This is a genomic window from Kitasatospora sp. CB02891 (assembly GCF_002803145.1).
GTDB lineage: Bacteria > Actinomycetota > Actinomycetes > Streptomycetales > Streptomycetaceae > Kitasatospora > Kitasatospora griseola.
The window spans coordinates 35,262-50,008 of the sequence record NZ_NNBO01000007.1 but is presented as its reverse complement, the minus strand read 5'-3'; the positions used below and the strand labels follow the sequence as shown (position 1 = coordinate 50,008).

General features: G+C 72.6%; 17 protein-coding genes. 10 read left to right on the top strand and 7 right to left on the bottom strand.

The window, feature by feature from the left end; genetic code table 11:
* Positions 1-255: 255 nt before the first annotated feature.
* Positions 256-744 (top strand): hypothetical protein, encoded by a 489-nt coding sequence (locus CG736_RS17185; protein WP_035863661.1) that lies wholly within the window; start codon positions 256-258, stop codon positions 742-744.
* A 113-nt stretch (positions 745-857) separates the two neighbouring features.
* On the opposite strand, the gene CG736_RS17180 is transcribed toward CG736_RS17185, so the two are convergent.
* Complete coding sequence (locus CG736_RS17180; RefSeq protein ID WP_100587115.1) at positions 858-2,231, bottom strand: hypothetical protein; 1,374 nt, start codon at positions 2,229-2,231, stop codon at positions 858-860.
* A gap of 286 nt (positions 2,232-2,517) precedes the next feature.
* On the opposite strand from CG736_RS17180, the gene CG736_RS17175 reads away from it, so the two are divergent.
* Entirely contained in the window at positions 2,518-2,772 is a 255-nt protein-coding gene (locus CG736_RS17175) for a dTMP kinase (RefSeq protein WP_100587114.1), read from the top strand.
* Between the two features lie 459 nt (positions 2,773-3,231).
* Here CG736_RS17175 and CG736_RS17170 read toward each other — a convergent pair whose 3' ends face one another.
* Positions 3,232-4,512, bottom strand: a complete 1,281-nt coding sequence (locus CG736_RS17170; RefSeq protein WP_100587326.1) for an MFS transporter — start codon at positions 4,510-4,512, stop codon at positions 3,232-3,234.
* A 252-nt stretch (positions 4,513-4,764) separates the two neighbouring features.
* On the opposite strand from CG736_RS17170, the gene CG736_RS17165 reads away from it, so the two are divergent.
* Both CG736_RS17165 and CG736_RS36280 read left to right on the top strand, forming a co-directional pair.
* The gene (locus tag CG736_RS17165; RefSeq protein WP_100587113.1) at positions 4,765-5,292 is read left to right on the top strand and encodes a YbhB/YbcL family Raf kinase inhibitor-like protein; all 528 of its coding nucleotides are present in this window, start codon (positions 4,765-4,767) and stop codon (positions 5,290-5,292) included.
* A 103-nt stretch (positions 5,293-5,395) separates the two neighbouring features.
* The gene (locus CG736_RS36280) at positions 5,396-6,553 is read left to right on the top strand and encodes an alpha/beta hydrolase (RefSeq protein WP_157815617.1); all 1,158 of its coding nucleotides are present in this window, start codon (positions 5,396-5,398) and stop codon (positions 6,551-6,553) included.
* Positions 6,554-6,625: 72 nt separating this feature from the next.
* Here CG736_RS36280 and CG736_RS17155 read toward each other — a convergent pair whose 3' ends face one another.
* Positions 6,626-7,384 (bottom strand): GntR family transcriptional regulator, encoded by a 759-nt coding sequence (locus CG736_RS17155; protein ID WP_100587112.1) that lies wholly within the window; start codon positions 7,382-7,384, stop codon positions 6,626-6,628.
* A 190-nt stretch (positions 7,385-7,574) separates the two neighbouring features.
* On the opposite strand from CG736_RS17155, the gene CG736_RS17150 reads away from it, so the two are divergent.
* Positions 7,575-8,108, top strand: coding sequence for an ATP-binding protein (locus tag CG736_RS17150; RefSeq protein WP_157815616.1), 534 nt, complete (start codon positions 7,575-7,577; stop codon positions 8,106-8,108).
* 25 nt (positions 8,109-8,133) lie between these two features.
* On the opposite strand, the gene CG736_RS17145 is transcribed toward CG736_RS17150, so the two are convergent.
* Positions 8,134-9,126 carry an N-acetylglucosamine kinase gene (locus tag CG736_RS17145; RefSeq protein WP_100587110.1) on the bottom strand — a complete coding sequence of 331 codons (993 nt, stop codon included), beginning with the start codon at positions 9,124-9,126 and terminating at the stop codon, positions 8,134-8,136.
* Positions 9,123-9,878 (bottom strand): sugar isomerase domain-containing protein, encoded by a 756-nt coding sequence (locus CG736_RS17140; protein WP_043914733.1) that lies wholly within the window; start codon positions 9,876-9,878, stop codon positions 9,123-9,125. The genes CG736_RS17145 and CG736_RS17140 overlap by 4 nt, the downstream gene beginning before the upstream one ends.
* Before the next feature lie 212 nt (positions 9,879-10,090).
* Between CG736_RS17140 and CG736_RS17135 the strand changes: the two genes are divergently transcribed.
* Positions 10,091-10,669 (top strand): DUF4291 domain-containing protein, encoded by a 579-nt coding sequence (locus CG736_RS17135; protein ID WP_100587109.1) that lies wholly within the window; start codon positions 10,091-10,093, stop codon positions 10,667-10,669.
* Positions 10,670-10,707: 38 nt separating this feature from the next.
* On the opposite strand, the gene CG736_RS17130 is transcribed toward CG736_RS17135, so the two are convergent.
* Both CG736_RS17130 and CG736_RS17125 read right to left on the bottom strand, forming a co-directional pair.
* Positions 10,708-12,357, bottom strand: a complete 1,650-nt coding sequence (locus CG736_RS17130; protein WP_100587108.1) for an RICIN domain-containing protein — start codon at positions 12,355-12,357, stop codon at positions 10,708-10,710.
* Positions 12,358-12,614: 257 nt separating this feature from the next.
* The gene (locus CG736_RS17125) at positions 12,615-12,854 is read right to left on the bottom strand and encodes a chaplin (RefSeq protein ID WP_043914736.1); all 240 of its coding nucleotides are present in this window, start codon (positions 12,852-12,854) and stop codon (positions 12,615-12,617) included.
* 253 nt (positions 12,855-13,107) lie between these two features.
* Between CG736_RS17125 and CG736_RS17120 the strand changes: the two genes are divergently transcribed.
* The 4 genes from CG736_RS17120 to CG736_RS17105 all read left to right on the top strand — a co-directional run bounded on the left by CG736_RS17120 (position 13,108) and on the right by CG736_RS17105 (position 14,695).
* Entirely contained in the window at positions 13,108-13,350 is a 243-nt protein-coding gene (locus CG736_RS17120) for a chaplin (RefSeq protein WP_100587107.1), read from the top strand.
* A gap of 178 nt (positions 13,351-13,528) precedes the next feature.
* Positions 13,529-13,771: a chaplin gene (locus CG736_RS17115; RefSeq protein ID WP_043914739.1), complete on the top strand. Its 243-nt coding sequence runs from the start codon at positions 13,529-13,531 to the stop codon at positions 13,769-13,771.
* Between the two features lie 75 nt (positions 13,772-13,846).
* Positions 13,847-14,212 (top strand): chaplin, encoded by a 366-nt coding sequence (locus CG736_RS38625; RefSeq protein ID WP_232734043.1) that lies wholly within the window; start codon positions 13,847-13,849, stop codon positions 14,210-14,212.
* 99 nt (positions 14,213-14,311) lie between these two features.
* On the top strand, positions 14,312-14,695 hold the full coding sequence (locus CG736_RS17105; RefSeq protein WP_100587106.1) for a hypothetical protein: 384 nt from the start codon (positions 14,312-14,314) through the stop codon (positions 14,693-14,695).
* Positions 14,696-14,747: the final 52 nt, after the last annotated feature.

Here is a 14,747-nt window from a genome sequence, read left to right as displayed (position 1 = left end):
GCTCCCCTCACTGGCTGTGGCGAAGGTAAGGTCGAGTAGCGCGCGCTCGTGTAGCACGCCAGCAGACGGGTAAGGGGCATGTCCGGAGGGAAAGTCGGACATGCGGGGGTCTGTCGATTCCGGTGAGTTCCGGTGAGGATGGTCCGAGTGTCCGAGAGGCAGGACGGTTTCGACGAGGCCGCGGAGCGCACCCGCAGGCCGTCCGAGACCGGCGGGGGCAGGGAAGCGGGCAGGGGAAGGAGGGGCGAAGACAAAGTGGGGGTCACCTACAAGTACTTCGGCGCACCGGACCGCGCCACCGCCGCCAGAGTCCCCACCGCCCTCGGCCCCGGTGGCCTCGGCCTCGACGCCGGGGAGCTCGGCGCGCTGGGCCGGCTCGGCGACCTGATGGAGACCAGCGGCTCCGGCAACGGCCACCTCTCCACCAAGATCAAGCCCGAGACGATGAGCGCGATGGTCCTCACGGGCATCCAGGGCGTCCCGCTCCACCACGTCCCGCCGCTCGAACTGGTGGTCCTGCACCCCGACTACGCGGTCGTCCAACTCCCGCACACCGTCGTCGAACCGCTCCGCAAGGCCGACGAGACCGAACTCGGCGCCGCCGCCTTCATCTGGTCCACCGTCCCCGACCGCCGCGGCCCCCGGGACGCCTTCGTCATCTACCAGATGCTGCACGAGTGGCAGGACTTCGCCAACCGCCTGCACGACGCCGGCCACCAGCTCTACTGCCTGGTCTGGCCCTGAGCCGCCGAATTCCTGCGATTGCCTTCCGACGCTCAGTCAGGCGGCAGCCGCAGTAGGGCACTTGGAACGCTCAGGATCTCGACCCGTCGGCGAGTACGTCCGGGTGGGAGGGTTCACTCGTGCAGGCCGGCTTCGACCTCCGCCCAGACCTCTTCCAGCGGGCATTCGAGCAGATGCGCGGCGACCACCGAGGCTTCGGCGGTGAAGTCCGCGAGGTCCGTCACCAGGTTGAGGAAGTCGACCTGGTCGGCGGCCATGATCTCCGCCCCGACGGTGGCCAGTCCCTGCGCCGAGGACAGCTCCTCGATCACCCTCGGCACGTTGGAGTTGCCGTCACGCGCCCGCAGCTCGGAGACCAGCTGCCGCATCACCTCCTCGGGCTCCCGGGACTGGGCCACGGCCATGGCGGGGAGCATGTACGACAGGGTGAAGGCGAGGCCGGTGAAGAGGTTGCTCAGGCCCTCCATGTTGCCGTTGTCCATGTCGCGCCGGGCGACCAGCGAGACGATCCGTCCGGCCGGTGAGTCGATCGGCCGTTGGGCCTGCTTCGAGGCGACGTCCAGGGAGGCCTTCAGCAACGGGACCACCAGGTCCAGCGCCACCGACCTCGCCCCGGAGGACTTCGGGCTGCTCGTGTCGGTCACGCCCGACAGCACCGAAGGGTCCTCGATCTCCGACCCGCCGTCGGGAGAGTCGTCCCGGAGGGCGTCGGTGATGCGGCGCAGGGTCTGATCGTCGGCATCGTTCACGGCGGCGGCACGAGACAGCGCCTGCTCGATGTCGTCGCCCACCGCATCGATCACCGCTTCGACGTTCGGCGCCGAACGGACTGTCGTGTCGGGCTCCTGGTCCGGATCGCCTTCGAGGACGGGTCCGGCGGCGCGGAGCCGGTCGAGCTCGTCGGTCAGCGCTCGGACCTGTTCCTGGACCCGGGCGGCGAGGGCTTCGGCCTGCCGTCGCTTCTCCTCCGCGCGCTCGAACTCCTCCTTCGCCCGGCGTTCCTGGTCCAGCGCGCGCGCCAACTGCCGCTGGGTCTCTTTCAGCGCGCGCGACTCACCGGCGGTCGCACGCAGGCGGTCACGCTCGGCCGACAGCGTTCCCACCCGCTGATCCAGTGTGCGCAGCATTTGCAGCAACACCGTCACCAGCTGTGCGGAGTTGTTCACCGCTCGCTCCAGCTCGGCCTGCTGCTCCAGCGACCGGGTCAGCCGGTCGTAGACCTCCACCTGTTGGGTTCGTGCCCGGATCAGCTCCGAGACGATTCCCGGCCCGTCCGCCGGAACGGCGGCGGACCGCGCCCTGGCCGGGTTCAGCGCGGCCCGCAGCAGGACCAGGGCCTCGGCCTGTCGACGCTCACGCATCCTGGGATCGGGCACCGTGACGCGCAGCAGCTCGGTGACGAAGTCCTGGTCGGCGCAGGCCTGGCCGGACAGGTAGGAGCCGACCCGGGTCCTGGGCAGCCGGATCCGCTCCGCGACTGCCGTCATCGTCAAAGGGCTCTCGTCCACCCGCGCACGGAGGAAGCTCGCCAAGGCTCGGGCCTCGGCGGTCTCCCCGCGGATCGGGCCCCATGGCCTGCCGCCCCGGCGCTGCCCCGCCATCTTCCAACTCCTGTCCCGCACAGGACCGTTGTCCCGACCGTCCGGGGACAACCCCCCGTTGTCCGGACCCTACCTGCAGGGATCCCCCGAACGCTGTCGAACAACTCGAACCATCGGCACGGTCTCCCCACCGCCCGGCACACCACCGGGCCGATCCGGTGAAGGAGACCGCATGTACCCGCCGTTCCTGCCTGTCCCGCTGCCGTTCAAGGCCTTGCAGCGCATCCTGCTCGTCGCCCTGCTCATTCCGCTGCTACTGATCACCGTCGCCGCTGCCGTCCCCGCCCTGGTCCTCATGCCCTTCCTGCCGGGCGGCGTCGATCGCACTGTCCGCCTCCTGCACGCCCACACCTCCCAGATCCGCACCGTGCTGACCGGCAGCCGCGCCGCCCCCGACCTCCGGCCTCGCCGTACGGGCCGGCCGTGAACCCGCGCCCCGTGCGAAATGGCCGACTCGTTGTCGAGGTTCCACTCGCCCGGCAGGGCTGTCGCAGACGGCGCAGGTCAGGTCCTCGTCCTTGACCAGGTTGAGTGGCGTACCCGCCGGGCAGCGGCGGAACACGAACGGCGAGGTGAACCGGCCCGGTCAGGGGGTCCCCGCGCATGCGACGTACTCGCTGCGGCGGGGGCCAGGCGCAGGGCGCCGGTGCGGTCGACCACGTAGGTGACCGGCTCGTCGCGTTCGGCGGGCTCCAACTCGGCGAGACAGCCGGCACGTTCGGCGCGGGCCAGGATGGAGCGGCCGAGGGTGCTCCGGTCTGCGCGGGCGTCGCCGGGGTCGGACAGGGCAGCACCGTCCGAGAACCGACCGCCTTCCCCACCGCGCCCGGCCCGGCACCCTGCGCGTGCCCGAGTCGCCCCGCCCGGCCGCCGGAACGGTTCGCGCCTATGCTCGCGCGCGCCCTGCCAGTGCGACGAGCAGCGCCACCGGGGCCGCGAGCAGGGCGAAGGCCGTGGCGTAGCAGGTGAGTTGAGTGGCGTCGAGGGCCAGGCAGGTGTTGAGGACGGCGGAGGCGAGGGCGAGGACGCCGACCTGGCCGAGGTTCTGGTTGGTCTGCATGGCGCTGCTGGTGTGGCCCTCGCGGCCGGGCGGGCTGTGGGTGAGGGAGAGGACGGTCAGGGCCGGGGAGAGCAGGCCCATGCCGAGGGCGGCGACGGGCATCGCGGGGGCGGCGGTGAGGGCGGGCACGGTGGGGAGGGTGCCGAGGACGGCGAGGGCGACGGCGGCGGACATCACCAGGGCGCCGAGGGCGACCACCCGATGGCGCGGCGTGTGCTGGAAGAGGCGGCCCTGCGCCCAGGAGCCGACCGCCCAGGCGATCGCCGCGCCGGTGAAGGCGAAGCCGCTGACCACCGGGTCGACGTGGCGCTCGGTGATCAGCAGCAGGGGGACGTACGCCTCCAGGGTGAAGAACGTCCCCGAGGAGAGGCCGCGCAGCAGCACCGTGGTGGGCAGGCCGTGCAGGGCCCGCCAGGTGCCGGTGGGGAGCAGGCGCGGGGCGAAGGCGATCAGCAGGGCGGCGCCGACGGCGACGAAGAGCAGATGGCGGGCGTCCCAACCGGAGACGCCGTACTGGCCGAGGGCGGCGCCGACGCTGACCACGGCGGCGATCAAGAGCGGCGGCCGGGGCGGGTGTGCGTCGAGACTGCGCGGCAGCGCGTGGCGGCGCAGGACCGGGACCAGCAGGACGGTGGGGAGTGCGGTCAGTGCGGCCAGGCCGTGGAACACGACGCGCCAGGACCAGAGTTCGGAGACCAGTCCGGCGAGCGGCGGGCCGACCAGCGAGGGGATCACCCAGCAGGCGCTCATCAGGGCGAGCACCCGGGGCCGGAGCCGCTCGGGGTAGGCCTGGCCGATGGCCGCGTTGACGGCGACGGCGGCCATGCCGGCGGCGAGGCCGTCCAGGAAGCGCCCGACGGCGAGCTGCCAGATGGAGGTGCTGGTGGCGGAGACCAGCAGGGTGAGGACGGTGAGGACCAGGCCGGCGGCGAGCGGGTCGCGGGCCCCGGCGCGGTCGGACCAGGTGCCGCCGAGGACGCCGCCGAGCAGGCTGGCGGCCACGAAGCACCCGGCGACCAGCGGGAACAGTGCCACTCCGTGCAGATCTGCGGCGGCGGTCGGCAGGGTGGGCACCACGGCCAGGGCGGCGAACCCGGTCAGGAACATGATGGCGGTGAAGCAGGCGGTGACCGCCCGGTACTCCCGGGCGAAGATCCCGTCCACGGCGCGGACTCCTTCGGCGACGACGGCAGGCAACCCTCAAAGGTCTCGACCAATTCCGGTTCCCGGCAACCGAATTACCAGCTCGCCGAGCCAAGGCGTGGTCAGCCGCCCTGCACAGAACGGATCTTGGCGAACCGATGTCGCCGCACTGGGGTCGCGGGGCACCCATCGACGCACCACCCACGGGGGACACCCATGACCGCATCCGACCGGCCGCCGCTGCCGCACACCTTCCTGCGCCCCGTCCCGACGTTCACGCTGGTCAGCGAGGACGTGGTGGACGGGGGCAGGCTGGGTGACGAGCAGGTCCATCAGGCCGGGAACCGCTCGCCGCAGCTCAGCTGGTCCGGGTTCCCGGCGGAGACCAAGAGCTTCGCGGTGACCTGCTTCGACCCGGACGCGCCGACCGGCTCCGGCTGGTGGCACTGGCTGCTGTTCGATCTCCCGGCGACCGTCACCGAGTTGGCGTCCGGCGCGGGCAGCGGCGAGTTCCCGGGCCTGCCGGCGGGTGCGGTGCACGGTCGCAACGACTACGGCACCCGGGACTTCGGCGGTGCGGCCCCGCCGCCCGGCCACGGCCCGCACCGGTACGTCTTCACCGTGCACGCCCTGGGCGTCGACTCGATCGGCCTGGACGCGGACACCTCGGCGGCGGCGATCGGCGGCGCCCTCGGCTTCCACGCGCTGGCCCGGGCCACCGTGGTCGCCGAGTACGAGAGCTGACAGCGAGGGGCGTGCCCGGCGCCGGGCACGCCCTCTGGTCGACGGTGATCCGGACCTCTACCGTGAGTGGCCATCAGGTCGGGCCGAACTCCGGGGGTGGACGATGATCGGGCGACGATCACTGTTGGTGGCGGCCGGGGCGGGCGCCGCCGCTCTCACGTTCTCCGCGCGGTCGGCCTCGGCCGCGCCCGTACGGTCGATCGACCTGCCGAGGCCGACCGTCGACCGGCCGGTGGGCACCGTCGCCCTGCACCTCGTCGACCGGGCCCGACAGGACCCGTTCGCGCCGACCCCGGGACCGCGCGAACTCATGGTCCAGCTGTGGTACCCGGCGCTCGACCGGGGCGAGTACGCCCGCGCGCCGTACACCACGCCGAGGGTCGCGGCGGCGTTCGAGACGATGCTGCAGCTGGACCCCGGCACCCTCGCCGCCGTCCGCCCGACGGCGCGCGCCGGTGCGCCCGCCGCGCCCGGCGCCCTCCCCCTGCTGTTGCTGGGGCACGGCCGCAAGGGCGGGCGGAGCAACTGCACCGCGCTGGCCGAGGAGCTCGCCGCCCACGGCTACCTGGTCGCGTCCGTCGACCACACGTACGACGCCGCCGCGGTGGAGTTTCCCGACGGCCGACTGGTGCGCAGCGTGCTGGCCGACGATCCGGCCGACTGGGGCGCCACCGAGCACCAGGAGATCGCTACCCGGGTCGATGACCTGCGCTTCGTCGCCACCGCGCTGACGGAGCGCCGGGAGCTGCCGCGCCGGCCCGGGCTGCCGTACGCGGACGGCGGGCGGATCGGCGTGCTCGGCCACTCGATGGGCGGGGCGGCGGCGGCCGAGGCGGTCCGTCAGGACGACCGGTTCGTCGCCGGGCTCGACCTGGACGGCGGCCTGTTCGGCTCCCCGGTGCCCGAACTCGGCCTGGACCGCCCGTTCCTGCTGCTGACCTCGTCGGCCGACCACGACACCTGGCAGCGCTGGCGCGACCACCAGCGCGGCTGGGCCCGTCAGTTGCGCTTCCTCGGCGCCGGGCACCTCAGCTTCACCGACCTCCCGCACGCGGCCGTCCCCGGCGGGCTGCCGCAGCACCTGCCGGCCGAGGCGTACGCGGCGCTGTTCGGCACGCTCGCCCCGGACCGGACCACCGAGCTCACCCGCGGCTACACCCGGGCCTACTTCGACCACTTCCTGCGGCACCGGCCGGCACGGCTGCTCGACAGCCCCTCGCCGCGCTTCCCCGAGGTCGAGTTCCGCTGGAGCCGCGGATAGCGCGGGACTTGTCCACAGACCTGTGGACAAGTGCGCCCGGCTGTCCACCGGCCGTCCACCGGCTGTGGACGGTCAGGCGTCGAAGTCGTATTCGAGGATGTACGAGGACGAGTCGAGCACCATCGCGTTGAACTCCACCACCTGGCCGTCCTCGGCGAAGGCGGTGCGGTGCACCAGGAAGACCGGCGTGCCGGGGGCGAGGGCGAGGCGCTCGGCCTCGTCGCCGGCGGGCATCCGGGAGCGGATGTGCTCCTGGAAGTGCACCGGCTTGTGGCCGAGCTCGGCGAGCCGGGCGTAGGTGCCGCCGGGGCCGGTGTCGGGATCGGTGATCCGGCTGCCCGCCACCAGCGCGGCCGGCAGGTAGGACTCGGAGAGCAGCACCGGCTTGCCGTCCAGCACGAAGCGGCGGCTGCGCACGCAGGCCGACTCACCGGCCTTCAGTCCGAGGACGGCGGCGATCTCCTCGGGGACCTCGCGCTCAGCGACCGTCAGCTGGTCCACCGTCAGGTCGCGGGCCGCTATGTCGGTCGACCAGACCGAGAAGCCGCTGCCCCAGTTCCGGTCGGACAGCCGCTGGATGCCGCGACGCCTTATCGGCCGGAACTCCCGGACGAAGACCCCCACCCCCTTGCGGGCCTCCGCGATCCCCTCGGTCTGCAGCACGCCGAGCGCCTGGCGGGCCGTCATCCGGGCCACGCCGTACGTCACCATCAGGTCGTTCTCGCCCGGCAGCCGGTCACCGGGTCGGTAGCGGCCGGAGTCGATGTCGCGCTTGAGGTCTTCGGCGATCCGCTGGTACTTGGGCCGGGTGGCCCGGGGGTGACTGGTCATGGCGGCGGGTTTCCTTCCCTTCTCTAGACATCCTACGCACGGCCCGCCCCCAAGTGCATTGACATCTCTAGAGATTTCAGCTTGTCTAGAGATGCTGCAATCTGACATACCCTCATATCGGCTGCCGAGTCTCCCGCTCGACGGGCGTTCCAGGAGCGCTCATCGAGCGAACCCGCGTGAGGAGCCCGCCATGTCCGTGCACCGTCGATGGTTCTCACTGCCCCGCGAGCCCGCCACCGTCGCCGCCGGACGCCGCCGGGTCCGCGCGCTGATCACCGCCTGGGGCGGCGCCCCGCTGGACGAGGACACCCAACTGACCGTCGATCTGGTCACCTCGGAACTGCTCGGCAACGCCGTCCGCCATGCCACCGGCCCGGTCGTCACCGTCGGCGTGCACGCCGACCCGCTGCACCACCGGGCCGTCATAGAGGTCTACGACGCCTCCCCCGCCGTCCCAATGGCCGGCCGCCCCGACCGGGACTCCGAGTCCGGCCGCGGCATCCTGCTGATCGCCGAACTCGCGCTCGCCCACGGGGTGGTCCGCAAGCGCACCGGGAAGTGGGTGTGGGCGGAGATCGCCCTGCCGACCGGGCCGGTCGGCCGCCTGTGGTGGCCGACCCGGAGCCGCCGCACCGACGAACCCCCGGACCGGAACCCCCGGCAGGGCGTCCCGCCGAAGCCCCCGGCCGACCGGGTCGCGCCCGGGGCCATGACCTGTCACTGACCTCGCCCCGACCCGGCCGGCCTGCTCACGCCGTCAGCAGGCGGTGGAGCTCCTCCGTTCCGCGACCCAGGTCCCGGGCGGCCAGCCAGGCGGCGGCGCCGGCGCCGTTGCGGGCGGTGGAGACGACCGCGTCCGGCCAGCGGGCGGCCAGACGCGGGCGCAGGTGCGCCGCCAGCGGCGTCTGCGAGGCGAGCAGCCCGCCGGCCAGCACCAGCGGCAGCGGGGAATCGGGCTCGCGGACCAGCGCGAGGGTGGCGATCAGATGGTCGGCGGCACGGTCGACCAGGGCGAGGGCGACCGGGTCGCCGGCCGCCGCGTGATCGAGGACGATCGGCGCGAACCGGGCCAGCCGGGCCGGGGCCTCGGCATGGGCGGCGGCGATCAGCGCCGAACGCGGCTCGCGCCCCAGGCCGTCCGGTCCGACCAGCGCGTCGGCGATCGCCCCGGCCAGACCGGGCAGCCGAAGTGACGGACCGTCGAACGGCAGCGCCCGGTCCACGGCGGTGAGCGCGGCGGCGACCGCCTCGCGACCCAGCCAGAAACCGGAGCCGCGATCACCGAGCAGCCAGCCGTGACCGTCGGCGGTGCGGCGCAGCGCGTGGTCGCGGATCTCCGCGGCGATCGCGCCCGTGCCGCTGAGCAGCAGGGTGCCGTCGGCGGCTGCCGTCCCGGCCGCGTGGGCGAGTTCGGCGTCGCCGACCAGCCGCGGTGTGACGGTCAGTCCGGTGGCGGGCCAGAGCGCCAGCACCTCCGGCGGGGCGAGCGAGCCGCCCGCGAGACCGATCACCCCGGCCGCGACCCCGGCCGGGTCCAGCCCGGCCAGCGCGGCCCGGACGGCGCCGCCGATCTCCCGGACGGCGACCTCCGCACCGTGCGCGACCGGATTGCCCCCGGCGCCGTGCGCGGTGCCGAGGATCCGACCGTCCAGGGTGGCGACCAGCGCGCGGGTGCTGGTGCCGCCCACGTCGAGGCCGAGCACCAGCGGCGCGTCCGCCGAGACCTGCTGATGTGTCGTCATGCGGTGCGGCGGATGCGGCCGGCGTACAGCGCTTCGAGCTTGTTGTTGTGCTCGTCGCCGCCGGGGATGTTCGCCGACAGGTAGACGGGCGGGACGCCACCGCTCTCCTCCACCCGGCGGATCACCTCGGCGATGATCTGCTGGCCGAGCAGCGCGGCGGTGATCGAGGAGATGCCGCAGGCCCGGCCGCCACCCGCCATCGGCAGCACGGCGTCGCCGAACGGCGCGCCGTTGTCCAGCACCACGTCCGCGTAGTCGCGCAGCCGCAGGCCGGACGGGTGCTTGGGCTGGACACCGGCGGTGTGCTCGGCGGAGGTGACGACGATCAGCGGGTGACCGTTCTCCTTCGCCAGCCGGGCGAGTTCGACCACGCAGCCGTTGACGCCGGAGTTCGATGCGAGAATGAACACGTCGGCCGGGTGCGGGGCGGTCAACTCCCAGAGCATCGCCGCCGATTCGGTTCCCCGCTCCAGCTCGGAGCCGGACAGGATCTCCACCGGCCGCCCACCGAACAGCACCACGTCGCGCAACGCGATCCGGTTGCTGGGCACCAGCCCGCCGGCCCGCCCCGCGATCTCCATCGCGAACGCCTCGGAGTGACCGGTGCCGAACGCCTGCACGATGCCGTCCGCGGCCAGCGCATCCGCGATCAGCTCGGCGGCCTTCGCCACCTCCTCGGCCTGCGAGCTGCTGACCCGGTCGATGGCGGCGTGGGCGGCGGCGACGAAATCGACTGCAGAGGGGCTGGGCACGTGAACCTCCAGGCGGAGCACTGTGGGACGGCTCACATGGTCGGTCCGGTCCGCCACCGCTGTCAACGACAGGACTAGACCAGTACGGAGGGCGAGGCATCAGGGGCGGACGGGGGGCCTTGCGCCTGTCGCACGCTTCCGCCCCCTCGGCTCCACTCGGGGGTACCCCCGGCACCCTCGGTCTTCGCGCCCGGGTGCGACAGGATGGTCGGATGAACGAGGTGCCGAAGCGACAGATCAGGGCCCGGTACGACGACGGGACGGTGACGGTGTACCAGGCGTTCCGGCCCGAGATCGGTGACCCCGCGGTCGCGGACGGGCGGTGGCCGGAGGCGTTCTCGGTGGAGCGGATGACGTGGATCAAGCCGTCGTTCCGCTGGCTGATGTACCGGAGCGACTGGGCGCGCGCCGAGGGGCAGTCGCGGATCCTCGGGGTGGTGATCAGCCGCCGGGGATTCGATGCCGCGCTGGAGGCGGCGGTGCTGAGCGGCTACCAGCCGGGGGTGCACGCCTCGAAGGCCGAGTGGCAGCGGGCGCTGCGGCGCAGTCCGGCCCGGGTGCAGTGGGATCCGGAGCGGGATCTGGATCTCCGGCCGTTGCCGCACCGGTCGTTGCAGTTGGGGCTGAGCGGGGAGCTGCTGCGGCGCTACGCCGGGGAGTGGCTGGTGCGGATCGAGGATCTGACGCCGCTGGCCCGGGAGTTGCACGCCACCAGGGACGCCGCGCTGCTGCCGCCGGAGCGGCCGTACCCGATGCCGCCGGGTGCGGCCGTCCGGCTGGGTGCGGCCTGACGGAGGTCGCAGGGGCGGCTCTCCGTCAGGCCGGTGGGTCAGCCGTGCAGGTAGACGATGCCGAGCTTGGTCAGCTGCCAGTGCTGCGCGGCGGAGCCGTTGTCGGCGGCCAGCTGGACCAGCTGGTTGCCCTGGGCGTCGGTCTGGGCGGAGGCGGTGGCCAGCTTGGTGGCGTCCTGGGAGTCGGCGAGCTTGTAGGTGCCGTCGCCGACCGGCTGCAGGAGCCAGTGCTGGTTGCCGCCGCCGTTGCAGCCCCACTGCTGGATCTTGGCGCCGGGCGCGGTGGAGGCCCCGGAGACGTCCAGGCACATGTTCCGGTTGCCGCTGAAGTCGAGCTCGAAGGAGCCGCCGGCCTTGATCTCGAACACGAAGGACTGGTTCAGGCCGCCGGTGGCGGGATAGGTGATCGCGGTGCGGCCGTTGGTGGAGTCACCGTAGGTGCCGCCGCCGGACAGGTCGAGCACCTTGCCGTTGGCCTGGTTGGTGAGCTGGTACCAGGCGCCGTCCTCGGGGGTGTCCGGGAACGGCTTGCCGGGGGTGAGCCCGGTGATCGAGGTGCCGTTCTGCTGGTTGAGCGAGCAGAACGCCTGGGCGAGTCCGGACTGCTGGTAGAACTGCCGCAGGCAGGCCGCCTCGGCGGCGTAGCCGGCGACCCGCAGGTGGTACGACTGGCGAACGTTGTTCATGCACAGGCCCGGGATGGAGATCGGGGTGTCGCAGCCGTTGCGGGTGCTCTCCGACAGGTCGATCACGTCGCCGTTGGTGTACTCGTACGGCGAGCTGGTCCACTCCGCGCAGACCTCGTGGCCGAAGGCGACCCGCCGCTGGTCGAGGTAGCGCACGCCCGGCACGCCGGAGGCGGCCTCGCGCAGCGCGTCGCTCAGCGTGGGGACGACCCAGTTGTGGCCCCAGGCGAGGTCCTCGGGGAAGGCCGGGCAGCCGTCCGCGACCTTGCCGACGTAGTCGTTGCGCCGGATGTCGGGGGTGATCGGGTTGAAGTACGACTGGTAGACGAGCTGGTAGGAGTCGTCGGAGTAGCCGGCCTTCCGCATGGTGTTGCGGATGTTGGTCAGCGCGGCCGTCACCTTGGGCTTGACCCCGGCGGCGCGGCGGGTGATCTCGGCGCTGCCGATGGTGTCGCGGCAGCCCTGGGACTGCGGGATCGGGAAGTACTGGGCCAGGCAGGACATCATGATGTTGGCGAACTCGAAGTCGTCGTTCGCGCCGATCGTGACGACGACCATCTTCACGTCGTAGTCGGCCGCGGTGGCGGCCAGTTGGACGTCCTGCTTGGCCTCGCCGAAGTCGCCGCTGCCCGGTCCGGTGATCTTCGCCAGCTCGGGGTCGCTGACCAGGTCGCCGGTCTGCGCGCCGGAGCAGGCCAGGTCGATCGGGGTGACGCCGGGGAGCTGGGTCACGAAGATCTCGGACTTGGTGGAGCGGTGGCAGTAGTTGGTGGGGCTGTCCGTGCCGGGGACGTAGTCGTCGTTGGTGTCGGTGCCGGCGCCCTCGCCGGAGATCGCGCTGTCGCCGAGGGCGACGATGGCGGCGGGCTTGCCCGCACTGGGCGAGGCGGCCTGGGCGGTGGCAGCGGTGCCGAAGCCCGAGCCGAGGCCGAGGGCGGCCAGCAGCGCGGCGGTGGCGAGCAGGGCCGGGGGCCTGCGGCGGACCGTGGGTGTCCTGGACACTCATGACTCCTTGCGGGGTGGGGGATCGCCCGGCGGGTGCCGAGCGGCGCGGAGCATGGGGGAACCGGGCCGGAACCCGGCGAACATGAGGCAGGCTCACATGCTAGGTACTGACAGGTAACACAACAAGACTCGCGGCGAGACCTGACCGGAGCACGGAGACGTGCCGTCAGGAAAGCGCCCGGAAAACGCAGTTGAGCCGCCGCCCGTACCGCTGATGCGGTGCGGACGGCGGCTCGATCTGCCAGTGGCTGCGGTCAGCCGCCGTTGATGCAGGTGTTGCCGAACGCCGGGTTCAGCAGGCCGACGATGTTGATCGAGTTGCCGCACAGGTTGACCGGGACGTGCACCGGGACCTGGATCTGGTTGCCGGACACCACACCGGGGGAGTTGGCGGCGACGCCCTCGGCCTCGCTGCTCGCCATGGCGGAACCCGCACCGACGGCGACGATGCCCGCGACAGCGGCGCCGACCGCGGCAGCCTTCTTGATGCTCATTTGAGTCTCCTCTTTAAATCAGATCTTCCAATTGCCGCGCCGGGGCTACCGGAAGGAAGCACACGGGACGTGCACTCAGCCAACGAGACCCCTCCGGAACAGTTGCGCCGTTCTTCGGACAATCACCCGTCCGGCGTAACCGCAGCATTCGGGTGAACGGCTCGGAGGATCGGCGAACTCGCCCGTTTCCCCCGCCGTACTGGTTCGTTCTTCCTGGCGAACCCGATCCACCCGCAAGAAATGAGACTTCACCATGCGCAAGCTCGCCTTCGGCGCCTTCGGCTCCGCCGCCGCCGCGACCCTGCTGCTCGGCACCGCCGGTGCGGCCGTGGCCAGCAGCGACGCCGAGGGTGTCGCCGCCGGCTCGGCCGGCGTCGTGTCCGGCAACCAGATCCAGGTCCCGGTGCACGTCCCGATCAACCTGTGCGGCAACACGATCGACGTCATCGCGCTGCTGAACCCGGCCTTCGGCAACACCTGCGTCAACGGCGGCTGACGCCGGCGGAGTCCGGCGCGCGGCGCCGACGCAGCGCCGACCGCCCAAGCCACGGGCGACACGCGGGTCTTGGGCCGCGTGAGTGACATTCCCGGCAGATCCCGAAAACAGCGGGCGATGATGCGATCGCCCGACCCCGACCTTCCACAGTCGGGCAGAACGTGAGGAAGAGAAAGTCATGCGCAACTTCAAGAAGGCCGCGGTCCTGTCCGTCGCCGCCACCGGTCTGATGCTCGGCTCGGCCGGCCTGGCCAACGCCTCCTCCGAGGCCGAGGGCGTCGCCGCCAACTCCCCCGGCGTACTCTCCGGCAACCAGATCCAGGTCCCGGTGCACGTCCCGATCAACCTGTGCGGCAACACCATCGACATCATCGCGCTGCTGAACCCGGCCTTCGGGAACACCTGCGTCAACGGCGGCTGAACCGCCTGATGCCGCGCCGCGCCCGTTCGGCGCGGCGCACCAACTCCCCGTTTTGATCTAGGAGATCAAACCCTCATGCGCAACTTCAAGAAGGCCGCGGTCCTGTCCGTCGCCGCCGCCGGCCTGGTTCTGGGCTCGGCCGGCCTGGCCAACGCCTCCGCCGAGGCCGAGGGCGTCGCCGCCAACTCCCCCGGCGTGCTCTCCGGCAACCAGATCCAGGTCCCGGTGCACGTCCCGGTCAACGTCTGCGGCAACTCGATCAACATCATCGGCCTGCTGAACCCGGCGTTCGGCAACACCTGCGTCAACGCCGACGGCGGTGCCGCGCCCGCGCCCGTGGCGGCGCCGGTCGAGCACGAGCCCCAGCAGGAGCCGCCGGTCGAGCACGAGCACCCCCACCCGCACCACCACCACCACGAGCCGGTCGAGGACTGCGACTGACCGGCCCCGGCCGCTCACCAGCCCGTGCATACTGCCCCTCGGCCACCGGCCGGGGGGCAGTGCTCGTACCCGCCCCTCTCACCCCCGAAGGAATGGCCGATGTCCCGGACCACCACCGGCGCGCTGGCCGCGCTCGGCACCGCCCTGCTGCTCGGCGGCGCCACTGCCCAGGCCGCGCACGCCGAGACCGAACAGCTCGGCGGGCTCCCGCTGCCCACCACCCACCTGCAGCCCACCGACGCCAAGCAGGCCCTCGGCGGCACCACCGCCGGGCTCGGCTACGCGGTCGCCCCGGTCAAGGACCTGCGGCTCGACCCGTGGGCCAACTCCTCCGCCGACCTGCTCGACAACGGTGTCGCGGTGGTCCCCGACAACGGGCTCGGCCCGGTCGGCACCGGCACGCTCACCGCGCCGCTGTCCGCCGGCGGCGGGGCCAAGAACCTCCCGCTGGCCGGCCCGCTGCTCACCGCACTGCCGATCTGACCCGCGCCCGGCAGCCGTACGGCCCGGCCTCCGCGAGGAGCAGCCGGGCCGT

Excerpts from the sequence above, each read along its gene's own strand:
- CG736_RS17180 (WP_100587115.1), bottom strand. The coding sequence starts at position 2,231 with ATGACGGCAGTCGCGGAGCGGATCCGGCTGCCCAGGACCCGGGTCGGC.
- CG736_RS17175 (WP_100587114.1), top strand. The coding sequence starts at position 2,518 with ATGTACCCGCCGTTCCTGCCTGTCCCGCTGCCGTTCAAGGCCTTGCAG.
- CG736_RS17170 (WP_100587326.1), bottom strand. The coding sequence starts at position 4,512 with ATGTTCCTGACCGGGTTCGCCGCCCTGGCCGTGGTGCCCACCCTGCCG.
- CG736_RS17165 (WP_100587113.1), top strand. The coding sequence starts at position 4,765 with ATGACCGCATCCGACCGGCCGCCGCTGCCGCACACCTTCCTGCGCCCC.
- CG736_RS36280 (WP_157815617.1), top strand. The coding sequence starts at position 5,396 with ATGATCGGGCGACGATCACTGTTGGTGGCGGCCGGGGCGGGCGCCGCC.
- CG736_RS17155 (WP_100587112.1), bottom strand. The coding sequence starts at position 7,384 with ATGACCAGTCACCCCCGGGCCACCCGGCCCAAGTACCAGCGGATCGCC.
- CG736_RS17150 (WP_157815616.1), top strand. The coding sequence starts at position 7,575 with ATGTCCGTGCACCGTCGATGGTTCTCACTGCCCCGCGAGCCCGCCACC.
- CG736_RS17145 (WP_100587110.1), bottom strand. The coding sequence starts at position 9,126 with ATGACGACACATCAGCAGGTCTCGGCGGACGCGCCGCTGGTGCTCGGC.
- CG736_RS17135 (WP_100587109.1), top strand. The coding sequence starts at position 10,091 with ATGAACGAGGTGCCGAAGCGACAGATCAGGGCCCGGTACGACGACGGG.
- CG736_RS17125 (WP_043914736.1), bottom strand. The coding sequence starts at position 12,854 with ATGAGCATCAAGAAGGCTGCCGCGGTCGGCGCCGCTGTCGCGGGCATC.
- CG736_RS17120 (WP_100587107.1), top strand. The coding sequence starts at position 13,108 with ATGCGCAAGCTCGCCTTCGGCGCCTTCGGCTCCGCCGCCGCCGCGACC.
- CG736_RS17115 (WP_043914739.1), top strand. The coding sequence starts at position 13,529 with ATGCGCAACTTCAAGAAGGCCGCGGTCCTGTCCGTCGCCGCCACCGGT.
- CG736_RS38625 (WP_232734043.1), top strand. The coding sequence starts at position 13,847 with ATGCGCAACTTCAAGAAGGCCGCGGTCCTGTCCGTCGCCGCCGCCGGC.
- CG736_RS17105 (WP_100587106.1), top strand. The coding sequence starts at position 14,312 with ATGTCCCGGACCACCACCGGCGCGCTGGCCGCGCTCGGCACCGCCCTG.